This is a genomic window from Planomonospora antibiotica, from assembly GCF_014647955.1.
GTDB lineage: Bacteria > Actinomycetota > Actinomycetes > Streptosporangiales > Streptosporangiaceae > Planomonospora > Planomonospora parontospora.
Genome location: NZ_BMQE01000044.1, coordinates 42,171 through 60,395, shown reverse-complemented (window position 1 = coordinate 60,395; position 18,225 = coordinate 42,171). Strand labels below are relative to the sequence as shown.

Below are 18,225 nucleotides of genomic sequence, written 5' to 3'. Positions count from 1 at the left end.
CCGAGGCCTCAGCACAAACACCGCACGTAGCCTGATGTTCCAACCGGTTTGACAGGTACCGACTCGACCGGACGGGGACGTGCCCGACCTGATAGACCGTGGCTTGAGCCCGCCCGTGCAGGACGAACCCATTTCACACGTTGGTGAGCGGCCAGCTCCGAACAAGACCGGGGCCTGCACGGGTCGCTGGGGTCACGGACGGCTCATCGGATGGCAGGCCTTGCCGAGCCTTCCTGGAGCTGTTCGCCGCCCAGGAAGGCGGAGTCAGCCGCCGGGAGGCCCGCGCGATCCTGGCCATCGCCCCGACCCCCGCCGTAGCCTCTGACCTGCGGTTGACCCCTTTCCCGCTTACTTGGTCTGCCCCCACTCGGGGCAGGTCGGCACCTGTACGTCTCGGACAGCGATTTTCACAGCCGCCATCGCGGCTGACCTTCATCACCGCGGAGAAATGATGGAGGGTCTCTCCGCTGCCGACCGTGCGTCGCACACGGTCATTCTCATAAATGTCATCTGTGAGAGTGCGGGGGGAAGACCGCCGCGAAGCACCACACCCTCGCGCGGCCCGAGCCCGTCCGCGTCCGCAGGCCCGAGGACCCGCTCACCCCCGAAGGGATCGACCTCCGCGAACGGCTTCAGACCCAGCCCGACCTGAACGCCGAGATGCGGTAGTCCCGCCCACGACCCACCTCGATCCCATGATCACCGGCTTAGCGTTAACCGCTGTACCGCTGTGCCCCAGGGCCGAGATCGGATGGGCGGGAAGAGGGGCCCACGCGCAGCGGAAGTGCGCCCGCCGCCTCAGAGGACGTTGGCCGCATCCGTCATCTATCGGCGATGCAGCGTCCGCTGACCGTTCTTTCCGTGAGGAGTTGCAACGACTGCCTCGGCCTCTGCTTCGCGATCGCCGGGACGGTATCCCCGCAAGCCGGCGGGCACGGGCGGCAGCGAGCTTGTCGGCGTCGATCGCCGGGGGCCGGCCACCGCGGCGGTCCTGGGCGGCGGCCGCGGCCAGGCCGTCCAGGGTGCGCTCGCCGATCAGGTCGCGCTCCATCTCCGCGGAGGAAGTCGTCGTCGCTCACCCCGCCAGTGCTTCCTTCAGGGCGGCGGGGCCGTCACCGCAGGCTTTGATGCAGGTCCTACGGGCTCGGCGCTTAGCACTGTGCGATGTCTTCGGGAGTACTGGGCGGACATGGCGGCGGGAACCGTTTTGGCCGACGCCAACAACGGGAAGAAAGTGACAGGAAGGACAAATGGGATTAACGGTGCAAACCGTGAAAGAGAGAGGAACCCATCATGTCCCATCATCTTCGGCTCGCTACGGCCACCGCGTTCACCGGTCTCGGGCTGCTGCTGGCCGGGCCCCCGGCCTCGGCCCAGCCCGGTCCCGACCTCCCGGAGCTGCCAGGTTTCGGCGGCTGGACGACCTCCTGCGAGTGCTTCACCGGCCCCGGGACACCGGTGAATCCGACGCTGGTCACGCCCCAGGTGCCCGTCGCACCCCAGGCCCCGGCCGCGCCCCAGGCTCCCACGGCGCCCTCGATGCCGACCGGCGAGGACGACGGGGACGAGGCGGAGGAGGCGGAGGACGACACCGCCGAGGGCTCCGCCGACTAGCGTCCCGGGCGGCGGCCGGACGACGGTGGGGCCACCGGAGTCCGGCCGCCGGCCCTGATCTCACCGGCCGTCGCACCCACGACGTCCGCCACCGCCGCCATCGCCGAGCCCCCCTCCCCCGCTCTCAGGACCCCGAGCCGCCCGCGCCGGAGACGGCCGGCGCCGCGCGCCGCAGAGCCGCCGAGCGGACCACGGTCACGGTCAGCGCCAGCGTCACCGCCGAGACCACGGCCAGCAGCACCAGCCCCAGCGCGTAGGAGCCGAACCGGCCGTACAGGAAGCCCATCACCAGCGGCGGGACGAATCCGCCCAGCCCGCCGGCGGCGCCGACCAGACCGGTGACCGACCCCACCTTGTCGGCCGGGGCGACCTGTGCGACCAGTGCGAAGGTGGCGCCGCTGCCCGCGCCCAGAGCCGCCGCCATGATCAGGAACGCCGCGGTGCCCACCGGCACCAGCGGCGGGGTGAAGGCCACGACGGCCGCCGCGGCGCAGGTCACCGCGAAAACCCCGGCCAGGACGGGCAGCGGCCCGACCCGGTCCGAGGCCCAGCCCCCCGCCGGGCGCATCAGGACCGCCATCAGCACGAACCCGGCCATCCGGCCGGCGGCGTCGGCCTGCTCCAGGCCGTAGGCGGTCTGCAGATAGGCCGGCAGGTACACCGAGAAGGCGACGTAGCCGCCGAAGGCCACCGCGTACAGCGCGCAGGCCTGCCAGGTGATCGGCAGGCGCGCGGCGGCCGACAGGCGCGCGGCGAGCGGCTGGGACGGCGCGGTCCGCCCCGGCGCGTCGCGCAGGAAGGTCCAGGAGACGGCCGCGTAGAGCGCCAGCGCCGCCGCGGTGAGCAGGAACGGGGTGGCCGAACCGCCGGTCCTCACCAGGGTGACGGTGGTCAGGGCGCTGATCGCGGTGCCGCCCATGCCCGCCCCGAAGACGCCCAGGGCCAGGCCCCGCCGGTGCGGCGGGAACCAGGCGCCGACGAAGGGCACGCCCACCGCGAACACCGTCCCGCCGACGCCCAGGAAGAAGCCGCCGGCCAGCAGCGCCGGCAGCGAGCCCTGCCCGGCCACGCCGATGAACAGGACCGGGACGATGGTGGCGGCCGACACCAGGGGGAACATCACCCGGCCGCCGAACCGGTCGGTCAGGGCGCCGACGGGGATGCGGCCCAGCGAGCCCACCACCACCGGGACCGCGACCAGCAGCGCCTGCTGGGCGGCCGACAGGCCCAGCAGGTCCTTGAACCGGGGCCCCAGCGGGCTCAGCAGCGCCCAGGCCCAGAAGTTCACCGCGAACCCCAGGGTCGCCAGGGCGAGCATCGCCGCAGCCCGCCCTCCGGAGGCGGCCGGGTCCTGCCCGCCGGTCTTCGCCGTGGTCATCGCATCGCTCCTCATCACATGGGTCGCCGTGCCGACGGCTTCCATGACATCGGACCGCCCCCTGCCGCCGGTACCGACGAAGGTCCTCTCCGCCCGGGACCTCGGGCCCCGGTGCGGATGCGGCGCCACCGGGTGTCCCGCACAGGTGGCGCCGCGGGTGTCCCGGCCGGTCGCGGGCGGACCGCCGGGCGGTGGCCGCGCACCCGCCCGGCGGGCGTCCGGCGGCCGATCGGTAGAGTGGCACACGGTGCGCCGGGAAGTCTGGTCGGCAACGTCCGACCCGTACCCGAAATCCGGAGCACTCCATGACGCACCCCGTCCCGCCGCGCCGACCCGTCCTGCTGGGCCGAGGCTCCTGGGGCGAGGCCCGCCGCATCGCCGACATCCTGCGCAAGGAGACCGTCGGCGGGGCGCTGCTGCTGGCCGCCGCGGTGGCGGCGATGATCTGGGCCAACTCCCCGTGGGCCGGCGCCTACGAGACGCTGCGCGACCTGCGCGTCGGGCCCGAGGCGCTGCACCTGAACCTCTCCCTGGCCGGCTGGGCCGGCGACGGCCTGCTGGCGATCTTCTTCTTCGTGGCCGGGCTGGAACTCAAACGCGAGTTCGTCGCCGGCGACCTGCGCGACGTACGGCGGGCCGCGGTCCCGATCGCGGCCGCGCTCGGCGGGGTGATCGTCCCGGCGCTGCTGTACCTGCTCATCACCCGGGGCGCGGAAGGCGCGGGCAAGGGGTGGGCGATCCCCACCGCCACCGACATCGCCTTCGCCCTGGCGGTGCTCGCGGTCATCGGCCGGTTCCTGCCGACCGCGCTGCGCACCTTCCTGCTCACCCTGGCGGTGGTCGACGACCTGGTGGCCATCGTCATCATCGCGCTGTTCTACACCGACCACCTGGCGCCGGTCCCGCTGGCCGCGGCGCTGGCCCTGCTGGCGGTCTTCACCGCGCTGGTGCAGCGCGGGGTGCGCTCGTGGTGGCTGCTGCTGCCGCTGGCCGCGGCCGTGTGGGCGCTGGTGCACGCCTCAGGCGTGCACGCCACCGTCGCCGGGGTGCTGCTGGGCTTCGCCGTGCCGGTGCTGCGCAGCCGCCGGTCCGGCGGCCCGCAGGACGGGCCGGGCCTGGCCGAGCACTTCGAGCACCGCTTCCGCCCGGTCTCGGCCGGGGTGGCCGTGCCGGTGTTCGCGTTCTTCTCGGCCGGGGTGGCCCTGGGCGGGCTGGACGGCCTGACGGGTGCCTTCGGCGACCCGGTCGTGCTGGGGGTGGTGGTGGGCCTGGTGGCGGGCAAGCCGATCGGGATCATGGCCGCGACCTGGCTGGTGGCCCGCTTCACCCGGGCCGACCTGGACGAGGACCTGGCCTGGGTGGACATGGCGGGGCTGTCGGTGCTGGCGGGGATCGGGTTCACCGTCTCACTGCTCATCGGCGAGCTGGCCTTCGGCGCCGAGGGCGCCGAGCACGTCAAGGTGGCGGTGCTGGCCGGTTCGCTGGCCGCGGCGCTGATCGCGACGGTGATCCTGCGGCTGCGCAACCGCGTCTACCGGCGCATCCACGAGATCGAGACCGCCGACCTCGACCACGACGGCATCCCCGACGTCTACGAGACCGATCGGGCCGGCACCGCCGACGGCTGAGCCGCCCCTGCGCCCCCGCGCCCGGACCGTATCCGGTTCCGGTCCTGCTCGCCGCCGCTGCAGGAGCGGTCGGTGGTGCTCGAGCCCGCCGAGGGCGCCGTGCCGGGCCCGGAGCGCGAGGGGCTACCTGCGGACGCGGCACGCGCACCGATCAGGTTTCCGCGCCGCGCCCGTCTGGACGTGGGAGATCGACTCACGAGAGGCTGGCACGATGCGGAAACTGATCTTCGGCATGAACGTGACCCTGGACGGCTACATCGCCGCGAGCGGCGACGACCTCGGCTGGAGTGGGGGGGAGGGACCGGACTCGTCGCCGAGCGCCGAGCTGTTCCAGTGGTGGTCCGACCGGGTGGACGCGACGGGCCTGGCGCTGTACGGGCGCAAGCTGTGGGAGGCGATGAGCTCCCACTGGCCGACCGCCGACAAGCAGCCGGGTGCCACACCGGCGGTGATCGAGTTCGCCGGCCGCTGGCGGGACATGCCGAAGGCGGTGTTCTCCTCGACGATCGACAGGGTCGACTGGAACACCCGCCTGGTCACCGGCGACGCGGTCACCGAGATCACCAGGCTCAAGGCCGGCGACGGCGGCCCCATGGACATCGGCGGCGCCACACTCGCCGCGGCGGCCATGCGGGCCGGGCTGATCGACGAGTACGCGATCGTCACCCATCCGGTCCTGGTGGGCGGCGGCACGCCGTTCTTCACGGCCCTGGACAACTGGGTGGACCTGACCCTGGTGGAGACCCGGACGTTTCCCGGCGGCGTGGTGCTGACCAGGTACGAGACGAGGCGCTGAGCACGGGCCGAATGCTCGGCTCGTGAGGCCGGGTCGAAATCCTTCCTGGCGTGCTCACCGTGGCCCTCGGCGATGAGGAACCTTCCCGGCCCTTCCTTGCTTTCCGAGTGAGCTGTTGACCGGCTCGCTGAGATGAGGACGACGGCATCGTTGATCATGACGATGTTCTTCGGGAACAGGGCTGCCCGCCGGCAACGCCGGCGGGGCGGTGGTGCTCGCGTTGCCGCGGTGGTGTTCAGCTGGTCGGGGTGCTCATTCCGCGGTTCGTCGCGTAGCAGGACCGTCAGCCCGTTGAGGTCGTTGCGCTCATCGGCGGCCTTCGGCGCCGGCCGGCCGAGGACGTCTCGCAGGATGAACACCGCCCGCTGCCGCGGCGGCAGGTGCTGCACGGCGGCGATGAACGCCGGCTCGACCGTCTCCCGCGCCACCACCGATTCCTGCGGGTCCTCCGGGAGCATCCGGCCCGGGTAGGGCGCTCACACCGGGCCGTTCGTCGGACCGGAGGGGTCGGGCCGATCCAGAGGACGTGTTCATCGGGTCCCTACGGTCAACTTGCGGGAATCTTCATTCCCGGTAGTTGGTGAACAGCTCCTGCTGCACAACGAACAAGATTTATTTATTTGTGTTTTCTAGAAAACAGAAAATGCTAGGCTTGGCGCATGACACAGGAGACGACCACGCCCCGGCCGTGCAAGCACTGCGGGACGCCTGTGGAGCAGCGCCCGGGACGGGGACGCCCCCGCGCCTACTGCCCGCAGGGCGACTGCCAGGCCGCCGCGAAGCGGGAGCGCGAACTGCGCCGCGCCACCCCGGGCCTGGAAGGCGCGCTGGCCCGCGCGGAGGAGTTCTACGAGCGCATGGAGAAGGGGATGGCCGCGGCGATCGCCCCCCTGGCCCAGGTCCTGGCCGAGGAACTGAGCCCCGCGGGGGTGGAGGCCCGGGTGAGCGCGGTACAGGCCGAGGCGCACACCAGGGTCGCCATCGCCCGCACCGAGCGGGAGCAGGCCTTCGAGCAGGTACGCCTGGCCCGGGAGGCGGCCGAGCACGCCCGCCGCGAGCGCGACACCATGGCGGAGCGGACGGCCGAGGCGCTCGCCGAGCGCGACACCGCGCTCCGTGACGCCGAGACGGCCCGCGAGCAGGCACTGGCCGCGCTCCGTGAGGCCGCGGCCACCGAGCGCCTGGCCAGGAACGCCGAGGCCCAGGCGCGCCGCCGGGCCGAGCAGGCGGAGGCGGCCCGGGACGCGGCGGTACGGGAGATGGCCGAACGGGTGGAAGCCGCCGGAGCCGAACGGGACCGAGCCCTGACGCAGGCCGCACAGGACCGGGAGCGGACGGCCGAGGCGCTGGCCGAGCGCGACGAGGCGCGGGCCGAAGCCGAGCAGGCGCGCCGGGCCGCAATCGAGGCCGAGCGCTCCGCGGCCGCGGCGGCGGTGCAGGCCGAGGCCGCGGCGGCCGAACGGGACCGGGCGCTGGCCCGCGCCGAAGAGCAGTCCCGGGCACGGGCGCGCGCCGAGACCCGAAGAGCCGAGGCGCTGGCGCTGCAGGTGCAGGCGCAGGAACGCGCCGCCGCCGCGGAGGCCGCGGCGGCCGAACGGGTGGCCGAGGCCGAGCACCGGGCCGCCGGCCAGGTCGACGAGGCCGAGGATCGGGCCGGACGGCTACGGGAACAGGCGGAGTCGATGCGGGCCGAGCGCGACGACGCGCGCACCGGGCTGCTGCTGGAGCAGGCCAGGGTCGCCGACCTGAGGGAGCAGCTGCAGGCGGCGCGGTCCGAGGCGGCCGGCCTGCGGGAGAGGGCCGTCGCGGCGGAGCTGCGCGGCGGCGGCCCTGCCGGACCGCAGCTCACCCCCTGACGGCCCGGCGACACCCGGCCCGCCACCGGTGCGAACGGCCGGCCATCACCGCGCGGCCACCGCCGGCGCCGGCGGTGGCCGCCGTCGACGAACGGTGACATGCGGCGGACAACGCGCGCACATTCGGCGCCCATCCTTGGTCATGAACGAGCCGCGCACCGTCCCGCCCCGGACCCGACGGACCCGACGGACCCGACGGACCCGACGGACGCGGCGGTGCCCGGCAGCGAGCGGCAGCGAGCGAGGACGAGGGATGACGCAGGCGGACACGGTGGAGACGGGTCAGGGCGACGGCCACAGGGATACCGGGTCGGCCGCCCGGCGCGCGGGCATCCGCCGGGCGATCCGCCGCGGCTCCCTGCCGGAGCCCTGCAGACGCGGTCCGGCGCTCGCGGTGTCGGCACTGCTCCTGGGCCTGTCCATGCTGCTGCACGCGAAGATCCCGAACCGGATCGGGAACCTCGGCAGCCTGGTGGAGACCTTCCTGCCGTGGTCCGGTCTGGGGATACCCGTACTGCTGGCCGGTGCGCTGCGGCGCCGCTCCGCCTCGGCGGCGGCCGCACTGCTGCTGCCGGCCCTGGCATGGCTGAACCTCTTCGGCGGGATGCTCGGCGACAGGTCCCGCCCGGGCGGCGACCTCACCGTGGCCGGCCACAACGTCGGCGCCGGCAACCCCGACCCGGCCGGCACCGCCCGCGCCCTGCGCGCCTCCGGAGCGGACCTGCTGGCGCTGCAGGAGCTGACCCGGCAGGCCAGGGGGGTGTACGAGAAGGAACTGGCCGGCACCTACCCCCACCACACGGTGCAGGGCACGGTCGGGCTGTGGAGCAAGCTGCCGCTGTCCGATATCCGGCCGATCGACATCATGAACCACGGGCCGCTGGCGGACACCGTACCGGCCGACCAGAAGGCGGCCTCCAACCGGGCGCTGCGCGCCACGGTGTCCACGGACCACGGGCCGCTGACGGTGTATGCGGCCCACCTGGGCTCCGTACGGGTGAACCCCAGGGCGGGCTTCTGGACGGCCTCGCGGAACATAGGCGTGCAGGCGCTCGGCAAGGCCGTCGCCGCCGAGCAGAACAAGCGGGTGGTGCTGCTCGGCGACCTGAACGGCACCATGGACGACCGCGCGCTCGCCGGTCTCACCTCGCAGCTGCGCTCGGCTCAGGACGTGGCCGGAGACGGCTTCGGCTTCACCTGGCCCGCCTCCTTCCCGGTGGTGCGGTTCGACCAGATCCTGGTCCGCGGCATGGAGCCGGCCGGTTCGTGGGCGCTGCCGGCCACCGGCAGCGACCACCTGCCGGTGGCGGCCAGAATCAGCTGGTGAGCATCCCGCAAGGGCCGCGGATCCGTCCCCGGATCCGGAAGTACGCACCTCAGGGGTGTTTCCGGGGTCGAGGAAAGGACGGCACGCGCCCAAAGTGACAAGGGGCGCAACCGCGCCCGTCACGACATGGGAAGGATCACCGTGAGATCCAGAGTTCTAGCAGGGGCGGCGCTCTCCGCAGTGCTGCTGTCCGGCATCCTGCACACCCCCGCCGCAGCGGCCGCTCCGGCGGCGGCCGCCACCGCGGGGTGCGCCTGGCAGGCGAGCACACTGCCCCTGCCCTCAGGCACCACATCGGGCCGGGTCTCGGCGACGGACCACCAGGGCGGGTACTCCGGCACGGCGTGGGGTGCCGACGGCAAACGCCGGGTGCTGTCGTGGAAGGACGGGACGACCACCGACTACGGAACGGGAGGTCCCAATGACTCCGTGGTGGACCAGAACTCCACCGGGACCATCATCGGTTACAGTCCTCTCGGCTACGCGCCGCCCGCCGGCCACGCCTGGAGCACCCGCAACGGCAAGAAGGCGCCCCTGCCCAGGCCCGCGACCGTATACGTCTCCTCCCCGTACGCCATCAAGGACAACGGCGACATCCTCGGCTGGATGTGGGGCACCTTCGACGGCGTCTGGCGGACCCGCCACGTTCGCTGGCCCGCCGACCGGCCCGCCGAGTTCGAGGTGATGCCCGACCTTCCCAAGGACGCCGTCGTCGCGGACGTCGACGACGACGACACGATGCTGCTCAACTTCAACGCCAACCAGGGGACCTACGCAGTGGGGCTGTGGCGCGGCGGCGTGACGACCTACCTGGCCGAGATCCCGGGGGCGACGCGCACCACCGTGCGCGCCATCTCCAACGGGCGGGTGATCGGCGAGACCACCCGCCCGGACGCCACGGGCAAGACCTCGACCGACGGCGTGCTGTGGGACCGGGACGGAAGCGTCCACATCCTGCCCGGCACCGCCTCCGTCTCCGGCATCAACCGGGACGGACTGATCGCCGCTGCCCTCGACCCGGACAGGAACAACGACTACTTCACCGGCATCTGGCGGCTGCAGACGTTCGACTCCGTCCTCGACAACGCCGACAGCGGCGTGAGCGTCGTCGGCAACGACGGCACGATCGGCGGTCATCGGTTCAACCCGGCCACCGCCAGGTTCCAGCCGACGGTCTGGCGCTGCGGCCGGTGAATCCGAGCGGACGCGCGCGAACGGACGATGGTCGGCTCCGCAACGCGGGATGCGGGGTGATCTAAGGGTCCACGTCCGCAAGGCCGGCTGTGAGCATGGCGAGCCTCAGCCCGGAAGCCGCACGGGGACAACCGCAGGCCCGCACCCTCCTCCCGAGGGCCCACGCACTCGGTACGGCCACACCCTCCCCGGGCCGCGACCGGCCGAAGCGGTGAGGTGCGACCATCCGCCGCCGGACGAGCAGGAACACGATGCGACACAGACCACTGGCTGCGCCATGCTCGTCGCGGCCGTGCTCGCCCCGGCGATGGAGGCTTCGGCGGCCTCGCCGGAAGCGGGTGCGGCCGGAGCCGGTGGCTTCGCCGGCGTCGCCCGGGCGAGCGGCGTCACCAACCACGTCGTCGTCTGGAAGGACGGCGGTTACGCCGACTACGGCCGGATCGACAGCATCTACCATTCCGAGGTCAACGACGAGAACCGATCCGGCACGGTCGTCGGGACGGCGGCGTTCAACGGCGACGTTCAGCCGCAGCCTGTCCCACCGGCCGAAAGGCGGCAGGCGCTAGAGCATGTCCAGCAGGATGGGGGCGGCGTTGATCGCGCCGTGAACAGTGAGGATAGGCCACAACGGCCGGGCGAACGGTCCGGCGTAGAGGACGAGCCAGGCCGCCACCGGCACCACCGGCACCACCGGCCCGTAGCGGTGCCAGACCTCGGTCCGCTCACGCACCGGTTCTCGACGAGTGGCGCCGTGGCGTGACAGCCGGAATACCAGCGCCGGTACGGCCAGCAACAGGACGAGCTTCAAGACGGTGTACGCCGGCTCGGCGTCATGGCCGCTGTCTGTCACCAGTCGCAGCGCTACTGCGAACAGCACGCCTGACACCAGCAGGGCGCCTGCTTGCAGGTGAAGCTCCCGCGTTGCCGGTGCACCGCCCCCAAGGGCCGCTCGAGGTGGTGATGGCATCAACCGGGTGAGCACCAGGCCGGCGAGGGCGGGGATCCAGATGTGCCACATGGGCCTGGTGGCGACCTGGTCGGCCGTGTAGCGGATCTCGCCGACGGTGGTCAGCGCCGCCACAGCGCTGATCCGGAGATCACGGCCAGGCCGGCGATCAGCACACCCAAGCTCAGCTCCCTCGCGGAGCTGCACAGCACCGCCTGGGCGGGCGAACGCCACATCTGCCGCCTCGCGGTCGCCTCCTGCCACGACATGCCGTCACCCGAGATCGGGCAGGAGCTCGCCGACGCCGACCTGGAACGACAGGCCGCGCGGCTCCACGTGTTCATGGACGGCCTGACGCTGCAGACGGCGACCTACCCGCGCAACTTCACCCCGCAAGACATCCGGGCGGTCGTCCACGAAGAGCTGCGTCTGCTGACCGAAGTGCAGCGACCTTCCGGGCATAAGGATTAAGGATTCTCGTGGTCCGAAACCCCGTCCGGGAACCTGCTGAGAGGGGAAGCCGGTGGCGCTGCCCTCCGAAGACGGTCAGGCGCTCTGGCGGGTGCGCCACCGGGCGAGGATCTCCCGGTCGGCGGCCCGTTCGGCGGCCTCAGCGTGAAGCTGCTGCTCTTCGCTGCGCGCCAGCGGCAGCCAAAGCGAATATTCAGGGTCGTCACTGGTGATGTCGCGGGTGCCGTCACACGTGACCCCGTCGTCCAGCGTGATCACTGCGGGGATGCGGAGCACTCCACCCGGCAACATGATCACCTGCATGGCCGTGTCCTTTCCGCCATCGATCCCGCTCCAGCATAATCGCACGGTCGCCGCGAACACCACGAAGGCGCCTTTCAGCCGATCCCGTACCGGCCGACCATCCAGTGATAGACACCCTCGGCCTCAGGCTCGTCACCGATCAGCATGATCAGCCGACCCGCCCGCCGGGTCAGCACGCAGGCGAAGCACTCGGCGAACAACTCACCCACGTCCTGGCGGTAGGGCGGCGGCAGGTGATCGCGCCTACGGACGTGCAACCGGCTCCACCACGCCGCCCGGGAAGGCCGGTGCTCCATGTCGTCGACCGCATGCCCCAGTTCGTGCCCGCAGACCGACACCGACGGCGACGGGGCGCTGCCGATACCGATCCGCCGCTGCAGCGGATCGTAGACCCCGGCGGTGCGCTCCCACGATCCGGCCTGAACCGGCAACGGAACACCACGCAGCCCGTCGAAACCCGGCAGATCAGGCACCGATCCCGGGCCGATGACGATGCCGCCGCTCAGGTGAACCGCCAGCCGAGCCGCAAGCACCTTGGGCAGCGCCGACAGCGTCAGCACCGCGAGAAGGGCCTCCGCCGGAGGAAAGGTACCGGGATCCCAGCAGCGCCTCAGGCGGGACTCCAACGGGCCCACGTGCAGCCAGCCCGGACGTCCCCTGCTGCGATCAACCACCGTGGTCGCGCCCTCCTGCACGGGCAAGCCCGATCGGCTCGGGGGCGCCGATCGACAAAGGCCTGACGATCACCCTGGACTATATCCCCGGCCGACATCCCGCAGAATGATCATCTGATGAGGCCGCAACCATCCGCACCCTCCGCGGCAGGTCATCGCCGACGGACGGGGTATGTCCTCATTGCCGCCCCATGGCATCCGACGCCACCAGGAATCCCTACCGCCGACTGGCCGGCCTGCGAAACGCGCCAGGCCGGCCAGTCGGCGGCGGCGCTTCTCGGGGTGCTGTCGTGGTTTTTGGCTTTCTGTGGTTGTTTATGAAATCAAAAACCTCCTTTACAATGTAGATTTTTTATGTGGCACCTGACTCCCAAAGCCCTCGTGATCGAGGGAACAGGCCCAGGCGGTGAGCGTCGGCACCGTTCCCCTACGGAGACCCGAGATCCTTGGCAGGATGGCCTCCGTAGGGGAACGGCACGAGGCATCCGGCCGATGCACCCGGATCCGGCTCGGACGGCGGAGGAGATCCGATGACACCGCACGACGACGAAGAGGTCACCGACAGTCCGACGGGCTGGGTGGCCCACCACATCCGCACCTACGTCGAGTCAGGCGGCGAGAAGGGCCATCTCTACCAAGGCCTGCCGACGCTGCTGCTCACCACCCGCGGCCGCAGGACGGGGACGCTCCGCCGTACCGCACTGATCTATGGGAGGGACGGCGACCGCCACCTCCTCGTGGCGTCGAACGGCGGAGCACCCCGGCACCCCGCGTGGTACCTCAACCTGGTCGCCCACCCCGACGTCTTCCTGCAGGTCGGCCCGGAGAAGTTCGCCGCCCGTGCCCGCGTCGCGACCGCGGAGGAGAAACCACCGCTGTGGCGGCTGATGGCGTCGGTCTTCCCCCGCTACGACGACTACCGGACCCGGACCGACCGGGACATCCCCCTGGTGATCCTGGAACGCCTCCCCGACCGGCACCCCTGAGCGCACCCGGCGGCTCGGTGGTACGGCGGTGCGGAAAGCGAGACCGGCACCGCCGCGGGCAGGACGACATCGCGAACGTCGTCGTCCTGCCCGACACCCACGCGCCGCAGCGGTGGAAGCCCTGCCCTCCCCGCCGCACTGGTGACGCTCTACTCCCGATCCCGGCGGCGGGCGCTCCGGACCCGCCGCAGCAGGCGCACCCACACCGACCAGCGCGCGGGACGGCGGCCGAGCCGACCGGTCGCGGCACGCTCGGCGTTGTCGAAGAGATCCTGCATCAGCGCCTCGTGCAACCAGCGGATCAGCAGCGGCCACAGGAACCTCATGCGCCCTCGGGTGGTGCCGACGATCGTGTGCGTGAGGCGGGAACGATCCGGTCCCTCCGCGGTGACGACGAGCTCGTGGTGGCCGTCGAGGCCCAGCTCAGGGTCGAAAGAGAACCGCAGACGGCGGCCGGGCTCGTATTCGGCGACGCTGTAGCGGATGGGGCCGTGACCGCCGCGCGATCCGGGAGCCAGCCCTGCGTCGAGGACGAGCGGCGGCCAGGACGGAGTGGGCCAGAGGCGGTCACCGGCGGCTGACACCCCGTCCAACAACGCACCGAGCCTGTCCGCCGGCGCGTCGATCGACCGCTGCTGGACGTTCCTCATACCGCTCCCCCGTCCGCCGATCTCCAGTGGAACCGTACGGCACAGCCGGATCACGGAGGAACGCGGGTGCCGTGCTTCCCGGTGGCGACCCGCGGCTGCCCGTGCGACCCGCCATCACCTGCCCCGCCCCGCCGTTCCGCCTCGCCCCGCGGTCTCCCCCCGCCCCGGAGCCGGCCAGGCGCCCGGCGACGCCGTACCCCCGCCCGGACCCCGGCTGCGTCTCCCGAGGCCGAGGCGGGATGGTGCGTGGTTCGTTCATGACGAATTACGATTGGCGCCGGATGTGCGCGCGCCGTCAGCCGCATGTCACCGTTCATCGACGGCCGCGACCGTGACACGACCATGACACGACACGGACGGGACGGGGACACGGCCGGACGACAGTGGACGAGGTCGGCAGGCAGGCGAGTTACGGAGTGTGCTGTGAAATCCGGGGGCGCGTCGCGAGTGCTGCTGATCGAAGACGACCCGGCCGTGCGGGAGGGCCTCGAGCTGGCCCTGACCCGGCACGGGCACCGGGTGCGCGCGGTGGAGTACGGCGAGCAGGGACTGGACCGGCTGCGTACGGACCCCCCCGACGTCGTCGTGCTCGATCTCATGCTGCCCGGCATCGACGGGTTCGAGGTCTGCCGCCGCATCCGGGCCGCCGGTGAGGTGCCGATCATCATGCTGACCGCGCGCGGCGACGACATGGACGTGGTGGCCGGACTCGAGGCGGGCGCCGACGACTACGTGGTCAAGCCGGTGCAGCCCCGGGTGCTCGAGGCGCGCATCCGCGCGGTCCTCCGGCGGATCGGCCGGGACCAGGCGGAACTGGAGCGGCACGGGGACCTGACCATCGACCGGGCCGGGCTGGTGGTCGCCAGCCGCGGCGTGCCGGTCAGCCTCGCCCCCACCGAACTACGCCTGCTGCTCGAGCTCTCCGGCACGCCGGGCCGGGTGCACAGCCGCCAGCAGCTGCTGGAGTCGGTGTGGGAGCACGGCTACTTCGGCGACTCGCGCCTCGTGGACGCGTGCGTGCAGCGGCTGCGTGCGAAGATCGAGGACGACTCGGCCGCGCCCGTCTACATCCAGACGGTGCGCGGGTTCGGCTACCGGTTCGGGCCGGTGTGAGCCGCCGGTGGCACCTTGGCCGAGCCTGGGGCTGCGCGCCCGGCTGTCGTCCGCGTTCGCGCTGCTGTGCGTGGTCACCACGGCGGCGGTGGCCGGCGGGATCTACGTCCAGGCGCGCAACGCCATCCTGCAGCGGACCCAGGACGCCGCGGTGCAGGCGATGACGAGCCGCCTGGAGGCGCTCTACCCGCTGCGGAACCCGGCGCCGGACCGGGCCGAGCTGGGCGACATCGCCGACGCCGTGAGCGACGGGAACGTCTTCGCGGTCGCCTTCTACCGCGGTGAGCACTCGCCGGTCGGCCCGCCCCCGGAGCGCCCCGGCGCCCCGGCCCCCGGTCCGCCGCCGGAGCACCGGAGGCCGGGCGGGGATCCACCGGTCCTGGATCTCGGGGTGATCCCACCGGAGCTGCGGCGGACGGTGGCAGGCGGCGGCGTCGCGTGGCAGCGCGTGGTGCGGCGGGACGCCCCCTTCCTGATCATCGGCACGCCGTTGCTGATCACCGAGCGGGACCGGACGGCGCGGCCGTCCGGCATCGAGGTCTACGCCGCGCGCAGCCTGCTTCCCGAACAGCGCAGCATCGACGAGCTCGCCGTACGCGCCTGGCTCACCGGCGGGGCGGCCCTGGCCTTCGCGCTCCTCCTGGCGTGGCTGGCCACCCGCGGCGTGCTGCGCCCGGTGCGCGAGCTCGGCCGGGCGGCACGCCTGCTGGGCGAGGGCGAGCTGCACACCAGGATCGCGGTCCGCGGCTCCGACGAGCTGGCCGGCGTGGCACGCACGTTCAACACCACCGCCGCGGAGCTGCAACGGCACGTCGAGCAGCTGCGCCAGATGGAGGCCGACGCCCGCCGGTTCGTGGCCGACGTCTCCCACGAGCTGCGCACCCCGCTGGCCGCGCTCGCCGCGGTCGCCGACGTCCTCGACGAGGAGGCGGCCCGGCTGCCCGAGCCCTCCGGCAGGGCCGCCAGGCTGGTCAGCCAGGAGACGCTCAACCTCACCGCTCTGGTGAACGACCTCATCGAGATCAGCAGGTTCGACTCCGGCGTCGCGGCCCTCGCGCTGAACGAGGTCGACGTGGCCGAGCTGGTGCGCGCCACCCTGCGCGCCCGCGGCTGGTCGGAGGCGGTGCGCACCGAGCTCCCACCCGGGGTGACGGCACTGCTGGACCCGCGGCGGGTGGACGTCATCCTCGCGAACCTGGTCGGCAACGCCCTGCGGCACGGCGAGCCGCCGGTGTCGGTACGGCTCTCCGCCGACCCGCACCGGATCACTCTGGAGGTCCGCGACCACGGGCCGGGCCTCGACGAAGCGGTGCTGCCGCACGTGTTCGACCGGTTCTACAAGGCCGGCACGGCCAGGGCCAGGTCCGAGGGCAGCGGCCTCGGCCTGTCCATCGCACGGGAGAACGCGCGCCTGCACCGAGGCGACCTCACCGCCGCCGACGCCCCGGACGGCGGCGCCGTGTTCACGCTGCGCCTGCCGCGCCGGGCACCCGATCCGGACGGGGGCCCCGAGTGAGGACCGCGCTCCCCCGCCGCGTGCTCGCCGCGGGCCTCGTAGCGCTCGCGGTGGCCGGTTGCGGCGTGCGGCCCAGCGACGTCATCCCCGCCGGCGACCCGCCGAGCGGACCCGTCGCACCGGCCACGATCACCCTCTACCTGGTGAGGAACGGCCGGCTCGACGCCGTGACGCGGCCCGGTGGCCCGCTGTCCCGGGCGGACACGCTCGCGCTGCTGGCGGCCGGGCCCGCCGCCGGGGAGCGGGCACGCGGGCTCACCACCGACGTCCCGCCCGAAGCCGGCCCGTTCTCGGTGACCGTCGAGCGGCCCGGCCATGTGGTGGTGACCCCGTCCGCCCCGGCCGGTGAACTGTCCGCACTGGCCGTCGGGCAGATCGTGTGCACGGCCGCCGCCACCGCGCCGGAGGGCCCTGCCCGGATCACCGTCGTCGGTACCGGGCGCAGGGCCGACCCCCGGGACTGCCCGCGGTGGCGGTAGCGGTCCGCCGTCCGCATCCGTTTCCGCAGTGGCCTGCCGTTGCCTGTTTTTTTCGGGGCGGGGATTTTCGAACCGGACCGGCGCCTTTACAATGTAGATCAAATACTATTTGATCTCACGATATGCCTTGTTTCTCCACAGATGCCCTGTGCGTGGGGGCCGTCTCCGGAGATGATGCGATCACGGACATGAGGAACCGGTGATCGCGAGAAGCGAGGAGGCGTTCGTGCGTCTGGGATTCAGCATCGGCACCCTGGGGCCTGTCGCGTCCACCCCCGATGAGCACCTCAAGCTCGTCGGGGAGGCCGAGCGGCTGGGGTACGACTCCGTCTGGGCCTCCGAGGGGTACGGCGCCGACCCCGCGACGACGCTGGCCTGGCTGGCGGCGGGCACCGAACGCGTGGAGCTCGGCAGCGGGATCATCCAGATCTCCGGCCGCACCGCCGTCGCCACCGCCATGGCCGCGGCGACGATCGACCGGCTGTCCGGCGGCCGGTTCCGGCTGGGCCTGGGCACCTCCGGCCCGCAGGTGACGGAGGGCTGGCACGGGCGGCGCTACGAGCGTCCGCTGGCCCACCTGCGCGACTACGTCCAGGTGGTGCGGACCGCGCTGGCCGGCGAGCCCGTGCGCCACGCGGGCCCCGTCCTCCGGCTGCCCCTGCCCGACAGCCGCGGCAAGGAGCTGAGCATGGCCATCGGGCCGGTACGGCGGCCGCTGCCGATCCATCTGGCGGCCATGGGTCCCAAGGCGATCGCCCTCGCCGGCGAGATCGCCGACGGATGGCTGCCGATCCACTTCCCGCCCGAGCACGTGGCCGAGTCCCTCGGCCGGCTGCGCTCGGGGGCGGCCCTGGCCGGGCGCGACCCGGCGGAGATCGCCGTCTCCCCCATGGTGATGGCGATGGTGGACGACGACGCCGACTACGCCCGCGACGTGGTGCGCCCGATGCTCGCGCTCTATCTGGGCGGCATGGGCAGCAGGGAGGTCAACTTCTACAACCGGCTGGCCCAGCGCCTGGGCTTCGCCGCCGCGGCCGCCCGGGTGCAGGACGCCTACCTCGACGGCGGGATGGGCGAGGCGATGGAGGAGCTGCCCGACGACCTGGTGGACGCGCTGGCGCTGTGCGGCACCCCGGAGCGGGTGCGCGGGCGGCTGGAGGCCTACCGCGAGGCGGGGGCGACGACCCTCGTCGTCGGGTTGAACGCGCCGACCCTGGACGACCGCATGGAGCAGCTCGGCTGGCTGGCCGAGCTGAACTCCTGACAGGTGCCTGCGGGTTCCGGGAGGTCGTCT

At 72.7% G+C, this 18,225-nt stretch carries 17 protein-coding genes; 12 read left to right on the top strand and 5 right to left on the bottom strand.

From position 1 onward, the window contains the following. Positions 1–1,293: 1,293 nt before the first annotated feature. The gene (locus IEZ06_RS28720; RefSeq protein WP_189239808.1) at positions 1,294–1,614 is read left to right on the top strand and encodes a hypothetical protein; all 321 of its coding nucleotides are present in this window, start codon (positions 1,294–1,296) and stop codon (positions 1,612–1,614) included. Positions 1,615–1,738: 124 nt separating this feature from the next. Here IEZ06_RS28720 and IEZ06_RS28715 read toward each other — a convergent pair whose 3' ends face one another. Then, entirely contained in the window at positions 1,739–2,992 is a 1,254-nt protein-coding gene (locus IEZ06_RS28715) for an MFS transporter (RefSeq protein ID WP_189239807.1), read from the bottom strand. Positions 2,993–3,297: 305 nt separating this feature from the next. Between IEZ06_RS28715 and nhaA the strand changes: the two genes are divergently transcribed. The 5 genes from nhaA to IEZ06_RS28690 all read left to right on the top strand — a co-directional run bounded on the left by nhaA (position 3,298) and on the right by IEZ06_RS28690 (position 9,793). Beyond that, entirely contained in the window at positions 3,298–4,620 is a 1,323-nt protein-coding gene (nhaA, locus tag IEZ06_RS28710) for a Na+/H+ antiporter NhaA (protein ID WP_189239806.1), read from the top strand. 211 nt (positions 4,621–4,831) lie between these two features. Further along, positions 4,832–5,416 carry a dihydrofolate reductase family protein gene (locus tag IEZ06_RS28705; RefSeq protein ID WP_189239805.1) on the top strand — a complete coding sequence of 195 codons (585 nt, stop codon included), beginning with the start codon at positions 4,832–4,834 and terminating at the stop codon, positions 5,414–5,416. 659 nt (positions 5,417–6,075) lie between these two features. Next, positions 6,076–7,272, top strand: a complete 1,197-nt coding sequence (locus tag IEZ06_RS28700) for a coiled-coil domain-containing protein (RefSeq protein ID WP_189239804.1) — start codon at positions 6,076–6,078, stop codon at positions 7,270–7,272. A gap of 253 nt (positions 7,273–7,525) precedes the next feature. Next, complete coding sequence (locus IEZ06_RS28695) at positions 7,526–8,599, top strand: endonuclease/exonuclease/phosphatase family protein (protein WP_189239803.1); 1,074 nt, start codon at positions 7,526–7,528, stop codon at positions 8,597–8,599. A gap of 141 nt (positions 8,600–8,740) precedes the next feature. Next, positions 8,741–9,793, top strand: coding sequence for a hypothetical protein (locus IEZ06_RS28690; protein WP_189239802.1), 1,053 nt, complete (start codon positions 8,741–8,743; stop codon positions 9,791–9,793). A 562-nt stretch (positions 9,794–10,355) separates the two neighbouring features. Here IEZ06_RS28690 and IEZ06_RS28685 read toward each other — a convergent pair. Then, positions 10,356–10,670 (bottom strand): hypothetical protein, encoded by a 315-nt coding sequence (locus tag IEZ06_RS28685; RefSeq protein ID WP_189239801.1) that lies wholly within the window; start codon positions 10,668–10,670, stop codon positions 10,356–10,358. A 132-nt stretch (positions 10,671–10,802) separates the two neighbouring features. Here IEZ06_RS28685 and IEZ06_RS28680 point away from each other — a divergent pair, with 132 nt between their 5' ends. Further along, positions 10,803–11,210: a TetR family transcriptional regulator C-terminal domain-containing protein gene (locus tag IEZ06_RS28680; RefSeq protein WP_189239800.1), complete on the top strand. Its 408-nt coding sequence runs from the start codon at positions 10,803–10,805 to the stop codon at positions 11,208–11,210. A gap of 75 nt (positions 11,211–11,285) precedes the next feature. Here IEZ06_RS28680 and IEZ06_RS28675 read toward each other — a convergent pair whose 3' ends face one another. Together IEZ06_RS28675 and IEZ06_RS28670 are read right to left on the bottom strand one after the other, a co-directional pair. Continuing rightward, a complete protein-coding gene (locus IEZ06_RS28675) occupies positions 11,286–11,576 on the bottom strand; it encodes a hypothetical protein (RefSeq protein WP_189239799.1) in 291 nt (96 codons plus the stop codon). 11 nt (positions 11,577–11,587) lie between these two features. Then, positions 11,588–12,073, bottom strand: coding sequence for a hypothetical protein (locus IEZ06_RS28670; protein WP_189239798.1), 486 nt, complete (start codon positions 12,071–12,073; stop codon positions 11,588–11,590). A gap of 644 nt (positions 12,074–12,717) precedes the next feature. Here IEZ06_RS28670 and IEZ06_RS28665 point away from each other — a divergent pair. Next, a complete protein-coding gene (locus IEZ06_RS28665; RefSeq protein WP_189239797.1) occupies positions 12,718–13,173 on the top strand; it encodes a nitroreductase family deazaflavin-dependent oxidoreductase in 456 nt (151 codons plus the stop codon). Positions 13,174–13,322: 149 nt separating this feature from the next. Here IEZ06_RS28665 and IEZ06_RS28660 read toward each other — a convergent pair whose 3' ends face one another. Then, a complete protein-coding gene (locus IEZ06_RS28660; protein WP_189239796.1) occupies positions 13,323–13,823 on the bottom strand; it encodes an SRPBCC family protein in 501 nt (166 codons plus the stop codon). 423 nt (positions 13,824–14,246) lie between these two features. On the opposite strand from IEZ06_RS28660, the gene IEZ06_RS28655 reads away from it, so the two are divergent. The 4 genes from IEZ06_RS28655 (at position 14,247) to IEZ06_RS28640 (ending at position 18,195) form a co-directional block, all read left to right on the top strand. Then, complete coding sequence (locus tag IEZ06_RS28655; protein ID WP_203872204.1) at positions 14,247–14,936, top strand: response regulator; 690 nt, start codon at positions 14,247–14,249, stop codon at positions 14,934–14,936. A 7-nt stretch (positions 14,937–14,943) separates the two neighbouring features. Then, positions 14,944–16,452: an ATP-binding protein gene (locus tag IEZ06_RS28650; protein WP_189239795.1), complete on the top strand. Its 1,509-nt coding sequence runs from the start codon at positions 14,944–14,946 to the stop codon at positions 16,450–16,452. After that, positions 16,449–16,931 (top strand): hypothetical protein, encoded by a 483-nt coding sequence (locus IEZ06_RS28645; protein WP_189239794.1) that lies wholly within the window; start codon positions 16,449–16,451, stop codon positions 16,929–16,931. Before IEZ06_RS28650 ends, IEZ06_RS28645 begins: the two co-directional genes overlap by 4 nt. Positions 16,932–17,130: 199 nt before the next feature. After that, positions 17,131–18,195, top strand: a complete 1,065-nt coding sequence (locus IEZ06_RS28640; protein WP_229798827.1) for an LLM class F420-dependent oxidoreductase — start codon at positions 17,131–17,133, stop codon at positions 18,193–18,195. The last annotated feature ends 30 nt before the right edge of the window (positions 18,196–18,225 follow it).

Excerpts from the sequence above, each read along its gene's own strand:
- IEZ06_RS28720 (WP_189239808.1), top strand. The coding sequence starts at position 1,294 with ATGTCCCATCATCTTCGGCTCGCTACGGCCACCGCGTTCACCGGTCTC.
- IEZ06_RS28715 (WP_189239807.1), bottom strand. The coding sequence starts at position 2,992 with ATGACCACGGCGAAGACCGGCGGGCAGGACCCGGCCGCCTCCGGAGGG.
- nhaA (WP_189239806.1), top strand. The coding sequence starts at position 3,298 with ATGACGCACCCCGTCCCGCCGCGCCGACCCGTCCTGCTGGGCCGAGGC.
- IEZ06_RS28705 (WP_189239805.1), top strand. The coding sequence starts at position 4,832 with ATGCGGAAACTGATCTTCGGCATGAACGTGACCCTGGACGGCTACATC.
- IEZ06_RS28700 (WP_189239804.1), top strand. The coding sequence starts at position 6,076 with ATGACACAGGAGACGACCACGCCCCGGCCGTGCAAGCACTGCGGGACG.
- IEZ06_RS28695 (WP_189239803.1), top strand. The coding sequence starts at position 7,526 with ATGACGCAGGCGGACACGGTGGAGACGGGTCAGGGCGACGGCCACAGG.
- IEZ06_RS28665 (WP_189239797.1), top strand. The coding sequence starts at position 12,718 with ATGACACCGCACGACGACGAAGAGGTCACCGACAGTCCGACGGGCTGG.
- IEZ06_RS28660 (WP_189239796.1), bottom strand. The coding sequence starts at position 13,823 with ATGAGGAACGTCCAGCAGCGGTCGATCGACGCGCCGGCGGACAGGCTC.